This is a genomic window from Blastococcus sp. SYSU D00820 (assembly GCF_054050695.1).
This window is the reverse complement of sequence record NZ_JBJGZW010000002.1, coordinates 267,700-283,421: the sequence shown is the minus strand read 5'-3', so window position 1 is coordinate 283,421 and position 15,722 is coordinate 267,700. Positions and strand designations below refer to the sequence as shown.

Annotated in this window: 17 protein-coding genes; 7 read left to right on the top strand and 10 right to left on the bottom strand. The window is 74.8% G+C overall.

The genetic code is table 11. The features are described 5' to 3' along the window. From ispG to dxr, 3 genes are read right to left on the bottom strand one after another with little or no spacing between them, the layout of a single operon-like run. A complete protein-coding gene (ispG, locus tag ACI79R_RS05325) occupies positions 1-1,176 on the bottom strand; it encodes a flavodoxin-dependent (E)-4-hydroxy-3-methylbut-2-enyl-diphosphate synthase (protein ID WP_456572535.1) in 1,176 nt (391 codons plus the stop codon). 52 nt (positions 1,177-1,228) lie between these two features. Then, the gene (locus tag ACI79R_RS05320; RefSeq protein ID WP_456572560.1) at positions 1,229-2,566 is read right to left on the bottom strand and encodes a M50 family metallopeptidase; all 1,338 of its coding nucleotides are present in this window, start codon (positions 2,564-2,566) and stop codon (positions 1,229-1,231) included. A gap of 31 nt (positions 2,567-2,597) precedes the next feature. Beyond that, the gene (gene dxr / locus ACI79R_RS05315) at positions 2,598-3,794 is read right to left on the bottom strand and encodes a 1-deoxy-D-xylulose-5-phosphate reductoisomerase (protein WP_456572534.1); all 1,197 of its coding nucleotides are present in this window, start codon (positions 3,792-3,794) and stop codon (positions 2,598-2,600) included. Positions 3,795-3,946: 152 nt separating this feature from the next. On the opposite strand from dxr, the gene ACI79R_RS05310 reads away from it, so the two are divergent. Then, on the top strand, positions 3,947-4,273 hold the full coding sequence (locus tag ACI79R_RS05310) for a DUF2631 domain-containing protein (protein ID WP_456572533.1): 327 nt from the start codon (positions 3,947-3,949) through the stop codon (positions 4,271-4,273). Positions 4,274-4,320: 47 nt separating this feature from the next. Here the strand turns inward: ACI79R_RS05310 and ACI79R_RS05305 are convergent, their stop codons facing one another. Further along, complete coding sequence (locus ACI79R_RS05305) at positions 4,321-5,046, bottom strand: VIT1/CCC1 transporter family protein (protein ID WP_456572532.1); 726 nt, start codon at positions 5,044-5,046, stop codon at positions 4,321-4,323. Then, positions 5,043-6,266, bottom strand: a complete 1,224-nt coding sequence (rlmN, locus tag ACI79R_RS05300; protein WP_456572531.1) for a 23S rRNA (adenine(2503)-C(2))-methyltransferase RlmN — start codon at positions 6,264-6,266, stop codon at positions 5,043-5,045. Before rlmN ends, ACI79R_RS05305 begins: the two co-directional genes overlap by 4 nt. Positions 6,267-6,299: 33 nt before the next feature. Here rlmN and ACI79R_RS05295 point away from each other — a divergent pair, with 33 nt between their 5' ends. The 3 genes from ACI79R_RS05295 (at position 6,300) to ACI79R_RS05285 (ending at position 8,970) form a co-directional block, all read left to right on the top strand. Continuing rightward, positions 6,300-6,983, top strand: a complete 684-nt coding sequence (locus tag ACI79R_RS05295; protein ID WP_456572530.1) for a TrmH family RNA methyltransferase — start codon at positions 6,300-6,302, stop codon at positions 6,981-6,983. Positions 6,984-7,045: 62 nt separating this feature from the next. Continuing rightward, complete coding sequence (locus ACI79R_RS05290) at positions 7,046-7,813, top strand: polyphosphate kinase 2 family protein (RefSeq protein ID WP_456572529.1); 768 nt, start codon at positions 7,046-7,048, stop codon at positions 7,811-7,813. Beyond that, positions 7,810-8,970 (top strand): GNAT family N-acetyltransferase, encoded by a 1,161-nt coding sequence (locus ACI79R_RS05285; protein WP_456572528.1) that lies wholly within the window; start codon positions 7,810-7,812, stop codon positions 8,968-8,970. Before ACI79R_RS05290 ends, ACI79R_RS05285 begins: the two co-directional genes overlap by 4 nt. On the opposite strand, the gene ACI79R_RS05280 is transcribed toward ACI79R_RS05285, so the two are convergent. From ACI79R_RS05280 to rpsB, 5 genes are all read right to left on the bottom strand, one after another. Then, the gene (locus tag ACI79R_RS05280; RefSeq protein ID WP_456572527.1) at positions 8,937-10,022 is read right to left on the bottom strand and encodes a phosphatidate cytidylyltransferase; all 1,086 of its coding nucleotides are present in this window, start codon (positions 10,020-10,022) and stop codon (positions 8,937-8,939) included. The genes ACI79R_RS05285 and ACI79R_RS05280 overlap by 34 nt on opposite strands. A gap of 20 nt (positions 10,023-10,042) precedes the next feature. Further along, positions 10,043-10,600: a ribosome recycling factor gene (frr, locus tag ACI79R_RS05275; RefSeq protein ID WP_456572526.1), complete on the bottom strand. Its 558-nt coding sequence runs from the start codon at positions 10,598-10,600 to the stop codon at positions 10,043-10,045. Positions 10,601-10,673: 73 nt separating this feature from the next. Continuing rightward, the gene (pyrH, locus tag ACI79R_RS05270; protein WP_456572525.1) at positions 10,674-11,468 is read right to left on the bottom strand and encodes a UMP kinase; all 795 of its coding nucleotides are present in this window, start codon (positions 11,466-11,468) and stop codon (positions 10,674-10,676) included. Positions 11,469-11,610: 142 nt separating this feature from the next. Further along, positions 11,611-12,426: a translation elongation factor Ts gene (gene tsf / locus ACI79R_RS05265; protein ID WP_456572524.1), complete on the bottom strand. Its 816-nt coding sequence runs from the start codon at positions 12,424-12,426 to the stop codon at positions 11,611-11,613. 89 nt (positions 12,427-12,515) lie between these two features. Next, complete coding sequence (gene rpsB, locus ACI79R_RS05260; RefSeq protein WP_456572523.1) at positions 12,516-13,433, bottom strand: 30S ribosomal protein S2; 918 nt, start codon at positions 13,431-13,433, stop codon at positions 12,516-12,518. 297 nt (positions 13,434-13,730) lie between these two features. Here rpsB and ACI79R_RS05255 point away from each other — a divergent pair, with 297 nt between their 5' ends. From ACI79R_RS05255 to ACI79R_RS05245, 3 genes are read left to right on the top strand one after another with little or no spacing between them, the layout of a single operon-like run. Beyond that, the gene (locus ACI79R_RS05255) at positions 13,731-14,246 is read left to right on the top strand and encodes a M23 family metallopeptidase (RefSeq protein ID WP_456572522.1); all 516 of its coding nucleotides are present in this window, start codon (positions 13,731-13,733) and stop codon (positions 14,244-14,246) included. Between the two features lie 59 nt (positions 14,247-14,305). Beyond that, entirely contained in the window at positions 14,306-15,178 is an 873-nt protein-coding gene (locus ACI79R_RS05250) for a hypothetical protein (RefSeq protein ID WP_456572521.1), read from the top strand. After that, complete coding sequence (locus ACI79R_RS05245; RefSeq protein WP_456572520.1) at positions 15,175-15,564, top strand: GntR family transcriptional regulator; 390 nt, start codon at positions 15,175-15,177, stop codon at positions 15,562-15,564. The genes ACI79R_RS05250 and ACI79R_RS05245 overlap by 4 nt, the downstream gene beginning before the upstream one ends. Positions 15,565-15,722: the final 158 nt, after the last annotated feature.

The window sequence follows — 15,722 nt, the reverse complement described above, 5'->3', positions numbered from 1 at the left end:
TCAGCTGACGGTGACGACGGGCGATCCGGTGGGGACGCCGTCACCGGCCTGCTCGGCGGCCGGCATCTCGGCGGCCAGGCGCATGGCCTCCTCGATGAGGGTCTCCACGATCTGCGACTCGGGCACGGTCTTCACGACCTCGCCCTTGACGAAGATCTGCCCCTTGCCGTTGCCCGAGGCGACGCCGAGGTCGGCCTCGCGGGCCTCGCCGGGACCGTTGACGACGCAGCCCATGACCGCCACCCGCAGCGGCACCTCCAGCCCGTCGAGCCCGGCGGTCACCTCGTCGGCGAGCTTGTAGACGTCGACCTGGGCCCGCCCGCAGGAAGGGCAGCTGACGATCTCCAGGCCGCGCTGGCGCAGGTTCAGCGACTCCAGGATCTGGGTGCCGACCTTGACCTCCTCCACCGGCGGGGCGGACAGCGAGACGCGGATGGTGTCGCCGATCCCCTTGCTGAGCAGGGCGCCGAAGGCGACGGCGGACTTGATCGTGCCCTGGAAGGCCGGCCCGGCCTCGGTGACGCCCAGGTGCAGCGGGTAGTCGCACTGGGCCGCCAGCAGCTCGTAGGCGCGGACCATGACCACCGGGTCGTTGTGCTTCACCGAGATCTTGATGTCGCGGAAATCGTGCTCCTCGAACAGCGAGCACTCCCACAGCGCGGACTCGACCAGCGCCTCGGGGGTGGCCTTGCCGTACTTGGCCAGCAGCCGCTTGTCGAGGGAGCCGGCGTTGACGCCGATGCGGATGGGGATGCCGGCGTCCTTGGCCGCCCGGGCGATCTCGCCGACCCGGTCGTCGAACTTCTTGATGTTGCCCGGGTTGACCCGGACGGCGGCGCAGCCGGCGTCGATCGCGGCGAAGACGTAGCGCGGCTGGAAGTGGATGTCGGCGATCACCGGGATCTGCGAGTGCCGCGCGATCTCCGGCAGCGCCTCGGCGTCGTCGGTGTCCGGCACCGCGACCCGCACGATCTGGCAGCCGGCCGCGGTGAGCTCGGCGATCTGCTGCAGGGTCGCGTTGACGTCGGCGGTCTTCGTCGTCGTCATCGACTGGACGCTGACGGGGAAGTCGCTGCCGACCCCGACGCCGCCCACGTCGAGCTGGCGGGTCTTGCGGCGGGGGGCGAGCACGGGCGGGGGCGCCGCGGGCATGCCGAGGCTGACGGGGAGCGCCATGCCCCGAGTATCCCCGTCCGCGCAGGCCGTCGCCGCGACGGAGACCGGCGGACTACTGGAGTGTGATCGGGTTGACGATGTCGGCGACCAGCAGCAGGCCCGACAGTGCCAGGAACAACCCGGCGACGACGTAGGCCACCGGCATCAGCCGGGCGATGTCGAACGGGCCGGGGTCGGGCCGGCCGCGCCAGCGGGCCACCGTCGACCGGGCCTTCTCGTACAGCGCCCCGGCCACGTGCCCGCCGTCCAGCGGGTAGATCGGCAGCAGGTTGAACAGGAACAGCACCAGGTTGACGCTGGCCAGCAGGCTCAGGAAGAAGCTGACCTTCTGCGCGGTGCTGAAGTCCTGGATGGCGAAGACCTCACCGGAGATGCGGCCCACGCCGACGACGCCGATCGGCCCGTTCTCGTCGCGCTCCTCGCCGAGGAAGGCCGCGCGGAACAGCTGCGGGATCCGCTCGGGGATCTCCACCAGCCGCTGGACCGAGTTCGAGACGATCATCCCGAAGTAGCCCGGGACGTCGGCGAAGGACTGCCGCGCCAGCTCGGCCGTGGGCGAGACACCCAGGTAGCCCGCGGTCGCGGTCTCGTCGCTGCCGGCCTCCACGTAGACGGTGTTGGCGATCGGCGTGACGGTCACGTCGCGCTGCTCGCCGTCCCGCTCGATGGTCAGCTGCAGCGGCTCCCCGGGGCTGTTGCGGATCGACTCCTGCACCGCCGTCCAGCTGTCGTAGGCGGTGCGGTCCAGCTGCTGCCCGTCGATGGCGACGATGGTGTCGCCGGGGCGCAGCCCGGCCGCCGCGGCCGGGCTCTGCTGGGGCAGCGCGCAGCCCGGCGTCCCCTCCTCGCACAGGGCGCCGGCGGCGGTGATCGGCACCGAGCACGGCTCCTCGGCGGTGGCGCTCTCGGCGCCCGCTGGCAGCACGCACGCGGGGACCTCGCGCACCGTCGTCGTCGCCACGCTGGTGCCGACGGCGGTCAGCACGATGGTGAAGAAGACGACGGCCAGGACCAGGTTGTGGAAGGGGCCGGCGAACATCACGATCACCCGCTGCCACCAGGGCTTGGCGTAGAACACGCGGCCCTCGTCGCCGGGACGGACGTCGTTGAGCGCCTGCCCGCGGACCTCGGCGATGAACTTCCGCATCCGGGTGGCGCGCTTGCTCTCGCCCTCCTCGGCCGGCGGGATCATGCCGACGATGCGGATGTAGCCGCCCATCGGGATGGCCTTGATGCCGTACTCGGTCTCCCCGCGGGTCCGCGACCAGAGCGTGGGGCCGAAGCCGACCATGAACTGCGGCACGCGCATGCCGAAGCGGCGCGCCCAGTAGAAGTGGCCGAACTCGTGGAAGCCGATGGAGAACAGCAGGCCGACCGCGAAGGCGACGATCCCGAGGACGGTCAGGAGGAACCCGCTCAGCTCAGCCTCCGGCGATGGCGGCGCGGGCGTGCTGCCGGGCCCACCGCTCAGCGGCCAGGACGTCGTCCACGCAGGTGGGAGCGCCGAGGTCCGGCGCGTCGTCGAGGGTACGCGCGACGAGGTCGACGATGCCGGGAAACGACAGCCGACCCGCCACGAACGCCGCGACCGCCTCCTCGTTGGCCGCGTTGTACAGCGCCGGCACCACTCCCCCGGCCTCGCCGGCCTGCCGGGCCAGCCGGACGGCGGGGAAGGCCCGGTGGTCCAGCGGCGCGAACTCCCAGGTGCTGGCGGTCGACCAGTCCAGCGCCGGCTGCACGTGCGGCAGCCGGTTCGGCCAGGCCAGGGCCAGGGCGATCGGCAGCCGCATGTCCGGCGGGCTGGCCTGGGCGATCGTCGCGCCGTCGGCGAAGGTGACCATCGAGTGCACGATCGACTGCGGGTGCACCACCACGTCGATGTCGGCGTAGGGGACGCCGAAGAGCAGGTGCGCCTCGATCAGCTCCAGCCCCTTGTTGACCAGCGTCGCGGAGTTGATCGTCACGACCGGGCCCATCGCCCAGGTGGGGTGCGCCAGCGCCTGCTCGACGGTGACACCGGCGAGCTCCTCGGCGCGCCGGCCCCGGAAGGGACCGCCGCTGGCGGTGAGCACCAGGCGGGCCACCTCACCCCGGTCGCCGCCGCGCAGGCACTGGGCCAGCGCCGAGTGCTCGGAGTCGACCGGCACGAGCTGGCCGGGCGCGGCCGCCGCGGTGACCAGGTCGCCGCCGGCCACCAGGGACTCCTTGTTGGCGAGGGCCACCGTGCGCCCGGCCGCCAGCGCGGCGAGCGTGGGGCCCAGCCCGATCGAGCCGGTGATGCCGTTGAGGACGACGTCGGCGGGGCGCGCCGCCAGCTCCTCGGCGGCCCGCGGCCCGGCCAGGATCTCGGGCAGCGCGTACTCCCCGCGCGCCCAGCCGCGCTGGGAGGCCGCGGCGTAGAAGGCGAGCTGGAGGTCCTGGGCGGCGGTCGCGCGGGCCACCGCGACGGTGCGGACGCCGAGCGCGAGCGCCTGCTCGGCCAGCTCGGCGATGTTGCCGCCGCCGGCGGCCAGCCCGGTGATGCGCAGCCGGTCGGGGTTCTGCTCGGCCACCGCGATCGCCTGCCGGCCGATCGAGCCGGTCGAGCCGAGGACGGTCACCTCGCGCGGCTCGCTCACGGAGTCACCGGTTCGCTCCCGCGGCGGGCTCCGCTCCTCGGTCGCCGGCGCTCCCTGCGATGCTCACCCGCCTGTCCGCTCACGGGCACATCCTCCCCGACCCGCCCGGGACTGGTGGGGTGCACCCCGCGCCCGGCTGGCAGGATGGGGGCGTGAGCGACCAGACCCACCGCGAGCGAGTCACCACGCACGACCCGGCGACCGAGCGGGTGAACCAGCCCAACCGCGAGGAGGCCGTGGTCCGGCGGGATGCCCACCCCGTCGACCACGAGCGCCCCGAGGACTGGGGCTGGCACGGGGAGACCGGCCGGCTGGGACGCATCGGCGCGGTCATCGCGATCCTCTGGACGCTGGCCTACCTGGTCGGCAACCACGAGGGCCGGGTCGAGGACCTGTGGATCGTCGGGCTCGTCCTCGTGATGATCCTGATCATGATCGCCGACTGGCGGCGCCGGAAGAACGCCTGGCGCGCGAAGTAGAAGGACCCCGCTGCCCCCCACCGTAGGCCGGGGCGCGAGGCTCGTGCCTACGTGGCGGTGACGCCGATCGCCAGGCCGATGAGGTAGGTCGCCCCGGCCGCCAGCGCGCCGAACAGCAGCTGCCGGCCGGCCGCGTACCACCACGGCCGGGGGGTGAAGCGCGACGAGAGCGCGCCGGCCAGCGCCAGGCCCGCCCCGCCGCACAGCAGCGCGACCCACAGCAGCGAGCCGCCCAGCAGGAACGGCAGCAGCGGCACGACCGCGCCCACCCCGAAGGTCAGGAACGACGAGATCGCCGCCGTCCGCGGCGAGGGCTTGTCCTCCGGGCTGACGCCCATCTCGGCGACCACGTGCAGCCGCAGCGCCGTCTCCGGATCGCGGGACAGCTGCCGGGCCACCTCCTCGGCGAGACCGGGCTCCACGCCGCGCACCCGCAGCATCTCCACCAGCTCGGCCAGCTCGCCCCGCGGGTTGCGCTCCAGCTCCCGCCGCTCCTTGGCGACCTCGAGGTCGAGCTGCTCGTTCTGGGTCTTCACCGACGTGTACTCGCCCAGCGCCATCGAGATGGCGCCGGCGACCAGGCTGGCCACCCCCGAGAGCACGATGGCCCGGGGGCCGGCCCCGCCACCGCCGACACCGGCGACCAGCGCCGTGTTGGTGACCAGCCCGTCCATCGCCCCGAAGACCGCCGCCCGCAGCCAGCCGCCGGAGACGTCGGCGTGGGTGTGCTCGTGGACCTCCGCGGGCGGGACGGCGTCGGTGCCCGCCGTCACTCGTCGGCCTCGGCGCCGAGCGCGACCGGCGGCTCCGCGCACGGGGTCGGCGTGGCGACCGTGGCGGCGAGGACCCCGTCCTGCTCACCCCTCGCAGGCTCGGGGCCAGCCTCGGGACGGGCCCACATGTCGGCCGCCGCCAGCTGGCCGCAGGCGCCGTCGATGTCCTGGCCGCGGGTGTCGCGCACCGTCGTCGGCACGCCCGCGGCGCGCAGCCGCGCGACGAACTCGCGCTGGGCCGGCAGCGGGCTGGCGTCCCACGGGCTGCCCGGCGTGGGGTTGAGCGGGATGAGGTTCACGTGCGCGCGGCGGCGGGCGAGCAGCCGGCCGAGCAGATCGGCCCGTTCCGGCTGGTCGTTGACGTCGCGGATCAGCGCGTACTCGACCGAGTAGCGGCGGCCGGTGCGCTCGGCGTAGGCGTCGGCGGCGGCCACGACCTCGGCCACCTTGTACCGGGTGTTGATCGGCACGAGGGTGTCGCGCAGCTCGTCGTCCGGCGCGTGCAGGCTGACCGCGAGCGTGACCGCCAGCCCCTCCTCGGTGAGCTTCCGGATGCCGGGCACGACACCCACCGTGGACACGGTGATCGACCGCTGGGACAGGCCCAGCCCGTAGGGCGCCGAGCCGGTGAGGGCGGCGAGGGTGGTGCGCACGCGGGCGTAGTTGGCCAGCGGCTCCCCCATGCCCATGAAGACGACGTTGCTCAGCCGGCCCGGACCGCCGGCGATCTCCCCGTTCGCCATGGCCGCGGCCGCGGCCACCGCCTGCCCGATGATCTCGGCGGCGGACAGGTTGCGGGTCAGGCCGCCCTGGCCGGTCGCGCAGAACGGGCAGGCCATGCCGCAGCCGGCCTGGCTGGAGATGCACACGGTGGCCCGCTCCGGGTAGCGCATGAGGACGCTCTCGACCAGCGCGCCGTCGTGCAGCCGCCACAGCGTCTTCCGGGTGCGCCCGCCGTCGGCGGCCTGGTGCCGCACGGGGGTGAGCAGGCCGGGCAGCAGCGCGCCGGACAGCGCCTCGCGGGCGGCGGCCGGGACGTCGGTCATCTGCGCGGGGTCGGTGATCCCGCGGTAGAAGTGCCGGGCCAGCTGGTCGGCGCGGAAGGCCGGCTGCCCGAGCTCGGCGACCGCCGCACGGGCCTCGTCGCGGGTGAGGTCGGCGAGGTGGCGCGGCGGCTTGCCGCGGCGGGGGGCGTCGAAGACCAGGGGCAGGGCAGTCATGGCGTCTCCCATGCTCCCACTAGCGTGCCGCTGGTGACCGACGCCGAGAGGGAACTCACCTCCCCCGAGCCGGTGCTCGACGTCGTCGGGGTCGGCCCGTGGGAGGGGCCGTGGCCGGCCGATCCGCGCTACGACCCCGAGCTGCTGGCCGGCGGCGACCGGCGCAACGTCGTCGACCGGTACCGCTACTGGACCGTCGAGGCGATCGTCGCCGACCTCGACCGGCACCGGCACCCCTTCCACGTCGCCATCGAGAACTGGCGGCACGACCTGAACATCGGCACGGTCGTCCGCACCGCCAACGCGTTCCTCGCCGAGGCGGTGCACGTCGTCGGCCGCCGCCGGTGGAACCGGCGCGGCGCGATGGTCACCGACCGCTACCAGCACGTGCGCCACCACCCCGACGTCGCCGCGCTGGCCGCCTGGGCCCGCGCCGAGGGCCTGCCGCTGCTGGCCGTGGACAACCTGCCCGGCGCCTCCCCGCTGGAGACCGCGGCGCTCCCCCGCGCCTGCGTGCTGCTGTTCGGACAGGAGGGCAGCGGGCTGTCCGAGGAGGCCCGCACCGCCGCCGACGGCGTCCTGTCGATCGCGCAGTACGGCTCCACCCGCTCGATCAACGCCGGTGTCGCCGCGGGGATCGCCATGCACGCGTGGATCCGGCAGCACGCGGGGCCGCCACCCGCCGGGATCGCCGATCCCGGCGGCTCCGGCGGCTGACGGCGCCGGGATCGCCGATCTCGCCAGGAGAACCGGGCGCGGATGCGCCAAGCTGTCCCGTCATGAGCCGGCTCGCCGACGTGGACCTGTCCCTGCGCCTGGGCAAGCGCGAGGCCAAGGAGCAGCTCGCCGACGCGCAGCGCCGGCTGGTGCAGCTACGACTGCGCCTCGGCGGCCAGCTGGGCGGCGAGCTGGGCCCGCCGCTGTGCGTGCTGTTCGAGGGCTGGGACGCCTCCGGCAAGGGCGGTGCGATCAAGCGCCTGGTCGACGAGCTGGACCCCCGCCACGTGCGGGTCGCCCAGTTCGCCGCACCCACGCACGACGAGAAGCGGCACCACTTCCTCTGGCGGTTCTGGCCGGTGCTGCCGGGCTGGGGCGGGATGGCCGTGCTGGACCGCACCTGGTACGGCCGGGTGCTGGTGGAGCGGGTGGAGGGCTTCGCCTCCGAGGCGGCGTGGCAGCGGGCCTACGGGGAGATCGTCGACCTGGAGACGACGCTCGCGGCCGAGGGCACGATCCTGGTGAAGTTCTGGATGCACGTCTCCCCCGAGGAGCAGCTGCGCCGGTTCGAGTCCCGCCGCGACGACCCGCTCCGGGCCTGGAAGCTCACCGACGAGGACTGGCGCAACCGCGACAAGCGCGCGGCCTACGAGGCCGCGGTCGAGGAGATGCTCGACCGCACCGACACCCCGGCCGGCCGGTGGCACGTCGTGGCGGCGGAGGACAAGCGGTGGGCGCGGGTGTTCGTCGTCCGCACGGTGTGCGAGGCGATCGAGGCTGCGCTGGCGGCGCGCGGCATCGACCCGGACCTGCCGCCGGCCCGGGCGTGACGGGCGGGCCCCTGGTCCACCTCGTCGAGCCCGCCGACTGGCGGGCGGCGCTGTCGGCCGGCGAGCTGCGCCCGCCGTCCCTCGCGGCCGCGGGCTTCGTGCACCTGTCCACCCCCGCGCAGGTGCACCTGCCCGCCCAGCGGCTGTACCCGGGGCGGCGGGACCTCGCGCTGCTCGTCGTCGACCCGGCGCGGCTGACCGGTCCGGTGCGCTGGGAGCCCGGCGTGCCCGGCGACCCGGACGGCGAGCGCTTTCCGCACCTGTACGGCCCGCTGCCGACGTCCGCGGTCGTCGCCGTCGTCCCCTGGCGCCCGCCGGTCGAGCCCGTCCTGCCGGCGCCGGGCGACCGGCTCGGCCGCACCCTCGCCGCCCTCTGGTCGCTGCCCGTGCGCCGCGCGCCCGAGGTGCGCGACGTGCCCGGCGGCGTGGCGGTGGTCGACCGCCGGTTCCCGCACTCGCGCGACGACAACCGGCTGCTGCTCACCGCGCCGGTCGGGACGGACGACGCGGCGCGGGCCGAGGTGGTCGCCGCCACGGCCGGCGAGGTGGCCGCCGACGCCGGCTGGGTGGTGCGCGCCGCCGCGCTCTGCTGGCCGGGCGCCGACGCCGTCGCCGCGGAACTGCGCACCCGAGGCTGGCGGGCGGAGGAGCTCCTGCTGATGGCCGGCCCGGCGCGCCCGCTCCCCGGCGGGGAGCCGGCGGAGATCGTCGAGCAGCGCGAGGTGCACCCGCTGTGGGACCGGACGTGGCGGCAGGAGCTGCCCCCGCACCTGCCCGACCTCGACGAGGTCGTCGCCCAGCTGATCGCCCGGGAGCACCGGGCCGACCAGGTGGCGGCGGTGACCGACGTCGCCGTCCGGGAGGCCGGTCAGGTGGTGGCGGCCGGGCAGCTGCGGGTGGACGGCGCGACCGCCACGGTGGAATCGGTGATGACCGATCCGGTGGCGCGCGGGCGCGGTCACGCCCGGGCGGTCCTCGCCCGGCTGGTCACGCTGGCCGCCGAGGCCGGCTGCGACCTGGTGGCGCTGGAGGCCGACGCGCAGGACTGGCCGCGGCACTGGTACGCCCGGCACGGGTTCGCCGTCGTCGGGTCGCTCTGGGACGTCGCCGCCCCCGCCCTGCCTCAGGCGGGTGCGACCCAGGAGAGCAGCAGGTAGGCCGCGACCGCCGAGGGCAGCAGCGAGTCCAGCCGGTCCATGATGCCGCCGTGGCCGGGCAGCAGGGTGCCCATGTCCTTGATGCCGAGGTCGCGCTTGATCAGGGACTCCCCCAGGTCGCCGAGGGTGGAGGTGACCGCGAGGGCCACCCCGAACAGCACGCCGCCCCACCACGGCCCGTCCAGCGCCAGGGTGACCACCGGGGTGGCCACCGCCACGCAGGCCAGGACCGATCCGGCCATGCCCTCCCAGGACTTCTTCGGGCTGACCGAGGGCGCCATCGGGTGCTTCCCGAACAGCACGCCGGCGGTGTAGCCGCCGACGTCGTTGCCGACCACCGTGCCGATGAACAGCAGCACGCGGGTGGCGCCGTCGTCGGGGACGAGAAGGAGCACGCAGAAGCCGGCGAGGAGCGGGACGTAGAGGGCGACGAGGACGCCGGTCGTGGCGTCCCGCAGATAGCCCTCGGGCCCGTCGCCGAGCCGCCACAGCAGCACGGCCAGGACGGTCAGCAGGAAGCCGACCACCAGTCCCGTGGGCCCGCGGGTCCAGGCAAGCGCGAACATCGCCACGGTGCCGACCATGACCGGCACGAGCGGCGGTGCCGCGTCGCCGGCGCGCAGCGCGCGGGTGAGCTCCACGACCCCCAGGAGGATGGCGCCGCCGATCACCAGCAGGAACGCCGGCCGGTAGATCAGCAGCGAGGCGAGCACCAGCGCGCCCAGGGCGAGGCCGACGCCGATGGCGGCGACCAGGTTCCGCCCGGCCCGGCTCCCGCCCGCCTTCGGCGGATCCGCCGGGACCGGCACCGCCTCGGCCGGCGGCACCGCCATCTCGGCGGTCGGCACGGCCATCTCCGCGGTCGCGGGGGCGGTGTCCTGCTCGGCCGCGGGCACGTCGACGGCCGAGCGGTCGGCGGCCGGCGGGGCCGGGGCGCCGACGACCGGCAGCGGGCCGGTGCCGCCGTCGTCCGGGCGGCCGGCCCACGGCTCGGCCAGCCGCGCGGCCGGGCGCCGGGGCCCGGGGCGGTCGGGACCGCGGTCGGGTGTCATGGGCGGGGAGAGCAGGCGGCTCAGACCTCGAGCAGCTCGGTCTCCTTGTTCTTCATCGCCTCGTCGACGTGCGCGACGTGCTGGGCGGTGAGGTCGTCGAGCTCCTTCTCCGCGCGGCGGACGTCGTCCTCGCCGGCCTCGCCGTCCTTGGCGATGCGGTCGAGCTCGTCCTTCGCGCGGCGGCGGATGTTGCGGATGGCGACCTTGGCGTCCTCGCCCTTGGCCCGGGCCACCTTGACCAGGTCGCGCCGGCGCTCCTCGGTGAGCTGCGGGAACACCACGCGGATGATCTGGCCGTCGTTGGTGGGGTTGACCCCCAGGTCGCTGTCGCGGATGGCCTTCTCGATGGCCGACAGCTGGCTGGTGTCGTAGGGCTTGATGACCGCCATGCGCGCCTCGGGCACGGTGATGGAGGCCATCTGGGGCACCGGGGTGGGCGCGCCGTAGTAGTCCACCAGGATCTTGTTGAACATGGACGGCGCGGCACGGCCCGTGCGGACCCCGGCGAGGTCGTCCCGGGCGACCGACAGGGCCTTGTCCATCCGCTCCTCGGCGTCGAGCAGGGTGTCGTCGATCACGGGTCTCTCCTCCTGCGGCGCGGCTGGGCCGTCGCCGTCCTCACGGTTCTCGGGCGCGGTCGGCTCCCGGCGCTCAGGCCGGGTCGCTGATCAGCGTCCCGATCCTCTCACCTGCGACCGCACGTGCGATGTTGCCGTCCTGCAGCAGGTTGAACACCACGATCGGCATGCTGTTGTCCATGCACAGGCTGATGGCGGTGGCGTCGGCGACCTTGAGCTGGTCGGCGAGCACGGTCGCGTAGTCCAGGTCGGTGTACATGGTGGCGGCGGGGTTGGTGCGCGGGTCGTCGTCGTAGACGCCGTCGACGCCGTTCTTGGCCATCAGCAGCACCTGGCAGCCGATCTCCAGCGCGCGCTGGGCGGCCACGGTGTCGGTGGAGAAGTAGGGCATGCCGGCGCCGGCGCCGAAGATGACCAGCCGGCCCTTCTCCAGGTGCCGGACGGCCTTGCGCGGGATGTAGGGCTCGGCGACCTGGCCCATGGTGATCGCCGTCTGCACCCGGGTCTCCAGGCCCACCTGCTCGCAGAAGGCCTGCAGGGCCAGGCAGTTCATGACGGTGCCGAGCATGCCCATGTAGTCGGCGTGCCGGCGGTCCATGCCGGCCTGCGAGAGCTCGGCGCCGCGGAAGAAGTTGCCCCCGCCGACGACGATGGCGACCTGGGTGCCGCCGTGCACCACCTCGGCCAGCTGCTCGGCGATGTTGGAGACGATGCCGGAGTCGACTCCGACCTTGCCGCCGCCGAAGGCCTCACCGGAGAGCTTCAGCAGCACGCGCTTGTAGCCCGCGCCGTCGGCGGGCTCGAAGGCGGTGGGCGCGGACAGGGGCGCTGTGGCCGGCTCGGTGGTCGGCGCGGCGGTGTCGGTCAACGGTCTTCCCTCGCTCGGCGTCGTTCGGTTGATCCTGCCGCACGTCGGCGGCGGCGGGCGCGCGGGAGCGGGCCCGGACACACCACCGGCCCCGTCCCTGCGGGGGACGGGGCCGGTGCTGCGGTGCCTTCGAGCCTGCGGCTCAGGCCTGGCCGACCTCGAAGCGGACGAACCGCTCCACGGTCAGGCCGGCCTCGTCGACGATCTGCTTGACCGTGCGCTTGGGCTCGGTGATCGACGGCTGCTCGAGGAGGACGAAGTCCTTGTAGTAGGCGTTGACCCGACCCTCGACGATCTTGGTGATCGCCTGCTCGGGCTTGCCCTCCTCCTTGGCGGTCTGCTCGGCGACCCGGCGCTCGGTCTCGACGGCCTCGGCCGGGACCTCCTCGCGGGTGAGGTACCGCGGGCGGGCGGCGGCGATGTGCATCGCCAGGCTGCGCGCGGCGTCCTCGCTGCCACCGCTGTACTGCACCGCGACACCGATCGCCGGGGGCAGGTCGGTGGCCCGCTTGTGCAGGTAGGTGGCGGTGGTGCCCTCGAAGACGGCGAAGCGGGACAGCACCAGCTTCTCGCCGATGCGGGCCGACTCGGCCTCGATCAGCGCGGCGACGGTGCGGCCGTCGACCTCGGTGGCCAGCAGCGCGTCGACGTCGGCCGGCCTCTGGGCCAGGACGACGTCGAGCAGCTGCTCGGCGAGCTTGACGAAGTCGGCGTTCTTGGCGACGAAGTCGGTCTCGCAGTCGAGCTCGAGCAGCGCGCCGTCCTTGCTCACCACGATGCCGTTGGTGGTGGAGCGCTCGAGGCGCTTGCCCACGTCCTTGGCGCCCTTGATGCGCAGGAGCTCGACGGCCTTGTCGAAGTCGCCCTCGGCCTCGGTGAGCGCCTTCTTGCAGTCCATCATGCCGGCGCCGGTGGCGTCGCGGAGACGCTTGACGTCGGCGGCGGTGAAGTCAGCCATGTCTCTTCCTCGGGAGTCTCGGTGCGGGGTGGGCGGGACGGCCCCCTCGGCCCCGCCGCGGGTGGCGGGGGGCCGGAGGGGGTCGTTCCTCAGCCGTTCTGGGCGCCCTGGGTGCCGGTCTCGGTGCTGCCGGTGGCGGGCACGCCCTCGACCGGGGCGACCTCCTCGGCGCTGACGGCCGGGGGCGCGACGGGGGTCTCGGGCAGCTCGGTGGCGCCCTGCTGACCGGTGAGCAGCTCGCGCTCCCAGTCGGCCAGGGGCTCGTCGCCACCGATGACCGGCTCGGCGCCGTCCTCGCGGCCGGCGTTGGCCTGCGCGGCCGAGCGGGCCATGAGGCCCTCGGCGACGGCGTCGGCGATCACGCGGGTGAGCACGGTGATGCTGCGGATCGCGTCGTCGTTGCCCGGGATCTTGTAGTCGACCTCGTCGGGGTCGCAGTTGGTGTCGAGGATCGCGACGACCGGGATGTTGAGCTTGCGGGCCTCGCCGACGGCGATGTGCTCCTTCTTGGTGTCCACGATCCAGATGGCGCTGGGCACCTTCTGCATGTCGCGGATACCGCCGAGGCTGCGCTCGAGCTTGGCCTTCTCGCGGGTCAGGCCGAGCTGCTCCTTCTTCGAGAGCGAGACCAGCACGCCGGTCTGCTCCATGTCCTCGAGCTCCTTGAGGCGCTGCAGGCGCTTGTGGACCGTCGAGAAGTTGGTGAGCATGCCGCCCAGCCAGCGCTGGTTGACGTAGGGCATCCCGACGCGCTGCGCCTGCTCGGCGACGACCTCCTGCGCCTGGCGCTTGGTGCCGACGAAGAGGATCGAACCGCCGTGCGCGACCGTCTGCTTGACGAACTCGTAGGCGTTGTCGATGTACCCCAGCGTCTGCTGCAGGTCGATGATGTAGATGCCGTTGCGCTCGGTGAAGATGAAGCGCTTCATCTTCGGGTTCCATCGGCGGGTCTGGTGCCCGAAGTGCACGCCGCTGTCGAGCAGCTGCTTCATGCTGACGACTGCCATGGTCGCAGCCTTCCTGTCTGCGCGCGGCCGCCCGGCGGCCGCGCTCGTCGGTTGACGCGGGCACCGGGTGGTGCGCCGCCCTGGCGTCCGCCGCGCCACCGACCCGGCACGGATGGCCGGGACCGAGGTGGCGACTGCCCCGCGACTGCGGGATGAGGACGCGCGAAGTCGACCCGCCGGAGCGGGTCGCACCGGCCAGCATACGCCAGCCGCGACGGGCCCTTCCCCAGCCGGTCGGGCGTCCACAGATGCCCCGGCACCAGGCCGTTCCCGCCCGCATCCGCGCAGGCTCGGCGCATGCGGTCCCGCCTGCTGCTCGCCGGCCTCCTGCTCGCCTGGGCGACTGCCGGGCCGTCGCCCGCGGCCGCGGCGCCCTCCGCTGCCGCGCCGGTCGCCGCGCTGTGGACCTCGCCGCTGCCCGGCGCCCCCGTCACCCGGCCGTTCGAGGCGCCGCCGTCCCCGTACGCGGCGGGGCACCGCGGCGTGGACCTCGCCGCCTCCCCCGGTGCCCCGGTACGGGCGGCCGGCGCCGGGGTCGTGGCCTTCGCCGGGATGGTGGCCGGGCGGCCGGTGGTCAGCATCGACCACGCCGACGGCCTGCGGACGACGTACGAGCCGGTGACGCCCTCGGTGGGCGCCGGCCGGACGGTGGCGCGCGGCGATCCGATCGGCGTGCTCGCCCGCGGGCACCTGGAGTGCCCCGTCGACGCCTGCCTGCACTGGGGCCTGCGCCGCGGCGAGGTCTACCTGGATCCCCTGGCGCTGCTCCGGCCACCGCGGGTGCGGCTGCTGCCATTTGTTACAGATGATTGACACAAGGGCTCCTCGGCCCCATCGTCTTGTGGCACATCTCTGATACAAGGAGCCGCCCAGTGAGCCTCCTCCTCACAGCTGTGCCGCTGGTACTGGTCGTCGTCGGCGGCCTCGCGCTGACCGCCCGCCGGTCGCCGGCCGGCGCCGCCCGCACCACGCCGCCCCGGTTGCGCGCGGTGGCGCGGACGACGACGGTCTGGCGGCTGGCCGGGCTCGGCGTCGGCCTCGTGGCAGCGGGGCTCGCCCTGGCGACCGGCGCGCTGGGCCGCGGGCTGCTGCTCGCCGCGCCCGCGCTGGCGCTGGGCGTCCTCGCCGGCGTGCTGATCGGCGAGCTGCGGGTGTCCGCGCCGGCGGCGGCCGTGCGCAGCGCGGCGCTGGAGGTCCGGCTGCTGCGGCACTACCTGCCCCGGCGGCTGGGGGTCACGGTCGGCGTCGCCGGCGCGCTGCTCGGCCTCCTGCTGGTGTGGACCACCGCGATGGGCTCCGCCGACGACCTCGGTCGTCCCGGCCGCTGGCTCACCGCCCGGTGCGGCGCGACGGTGGGTGAGGCCCGTGGTCCGTGGCCGGGCTCGTACTACTCCCTGCCGCTGGCGCTGCTCGTGGTCGCCGGCCTGGCCGCGGCGGGCTGGGCGCTGCTGCGGGTGACCCGCCGGCCGCGCCAGGGCGAGGACGACGCGGTGGACGACCTGCTGCGGGCCCGCTCCGCCGAGGCGGTCACCGCCGCGGCGGGCCTGCTGGTGTCGGTGCCGCTGGCCGGCGTCGCCGCGGTGGCGGCGAACGCGCTGGGCGGCATGGCATGCCTGGGGAGCTGGGCCGGGCCCGTGGCCGTCACGCTCGTCGCCGTCTCGCTGGCCGCCCTCAGCCTGGCCGCGACCTGCGCGGTGGCGCTCGCGGTGCCCTCCGGCGAGCGGCGCCGGGTACCCGTCGCGTGAGCGCCGGCCCCGGCGTCCGGGTGGTTGCCGCCGATCCGACACCGCCGTACGAGCAGCTGCGCCGGCAGTTCGCCGAGCTGATCGGCGCGGGCGTGCTCGACACCGGGGAGCGCCTGCCGCCGGTGCGGCAGCTGGCCGCCGACCTCGGGCTGGCGGTGGGGACCGTGGCCCGCACCTATCGCGAGCTCGAGGCCGCCGGCCTGGTGCAGTCGCGCCGGGGCGGCGGGACGCGCGTGGCGCCGACCCTCGGGCGGCGCAGCCGGGCCGAGGTGTCGCGGGCGCTCCTGGAGCACGCGGAGACCTACGTGCAGCAGGCGCGGCTGCTCGGGGCCGACGACGAGTCGCTGCGGGCGGCGGTGGAGACGGCCCTGGGGCGCCGGAGCTGAGTGGCCGACGTCGTCAGGCGAACACTCCGGCCCGACTCCGCGCCGCGGTCCGCTCCTCGCTCGTCCCTCGCTGCGATGCTCCCGCGGCCGTCGTCAGGCGAACACTCCGGCCCGACTCCGCGCCGCGGTCCGCTCCTCGCTCGTCCCTCGCTGCGATG

What these genes read in the sequence shown, in the direction of transcription:
- ispG (WP_456572535.1), bottom strand. Translation starts at nt 1,176, where the DNA reads ATGGCGCTCCCCGTCAGCCTCGGCATGCCCGCGGCGCCCCCGCCCGTG.
- rlmN (WP_456572531.1), bottom strand. Translation starts at nt 6,266, where the DNA reads ATGACTGCCCTGCCCCTGGTCTTCGACGCCCCCCGCCGCGGCAAGCCG.
- ACI79R_RS05290 (WP_456572529.1), top strand. Translation starts at nt 7,046, where the DNA reads ATGAGCCGGCTCGCCGACGTGGACCTGTCCCTGCGCCTGGGCAAGCGC.
- ACI79R_RS05280 (WP_456572527.1), bottom strand. Translation starts at nt 10,022, where the DNA reads ATGACACCCGACCGCGGTCCCGACCGCCCCGGGCCCCGGCGCCCGGCC.
- tsf (WP_456572524.1), bottom strand. Translation starts at nt 12,426, where the DNA reads ATGGCTGACTTCACCGCCGCCGACGTCAAGCGTCTCCGCGACGCCACC.
- rpsB (WP_456572523.1), bottom strand. Translation starts at nt 13,433, where the DNA reads ATGGCAGTCGTCAGCATGAAGCAGCTGCTCGACAGCGGCGTGCACTTC.
- ACI79R_RS05255 (WP_456572522.1), top strand. Translation starts at nt 13,731, where the DNA reads ATGCGGTCCCGCCTGCTGCTCGCCGGCCTCCTGCTCGCCTGGGCGACT.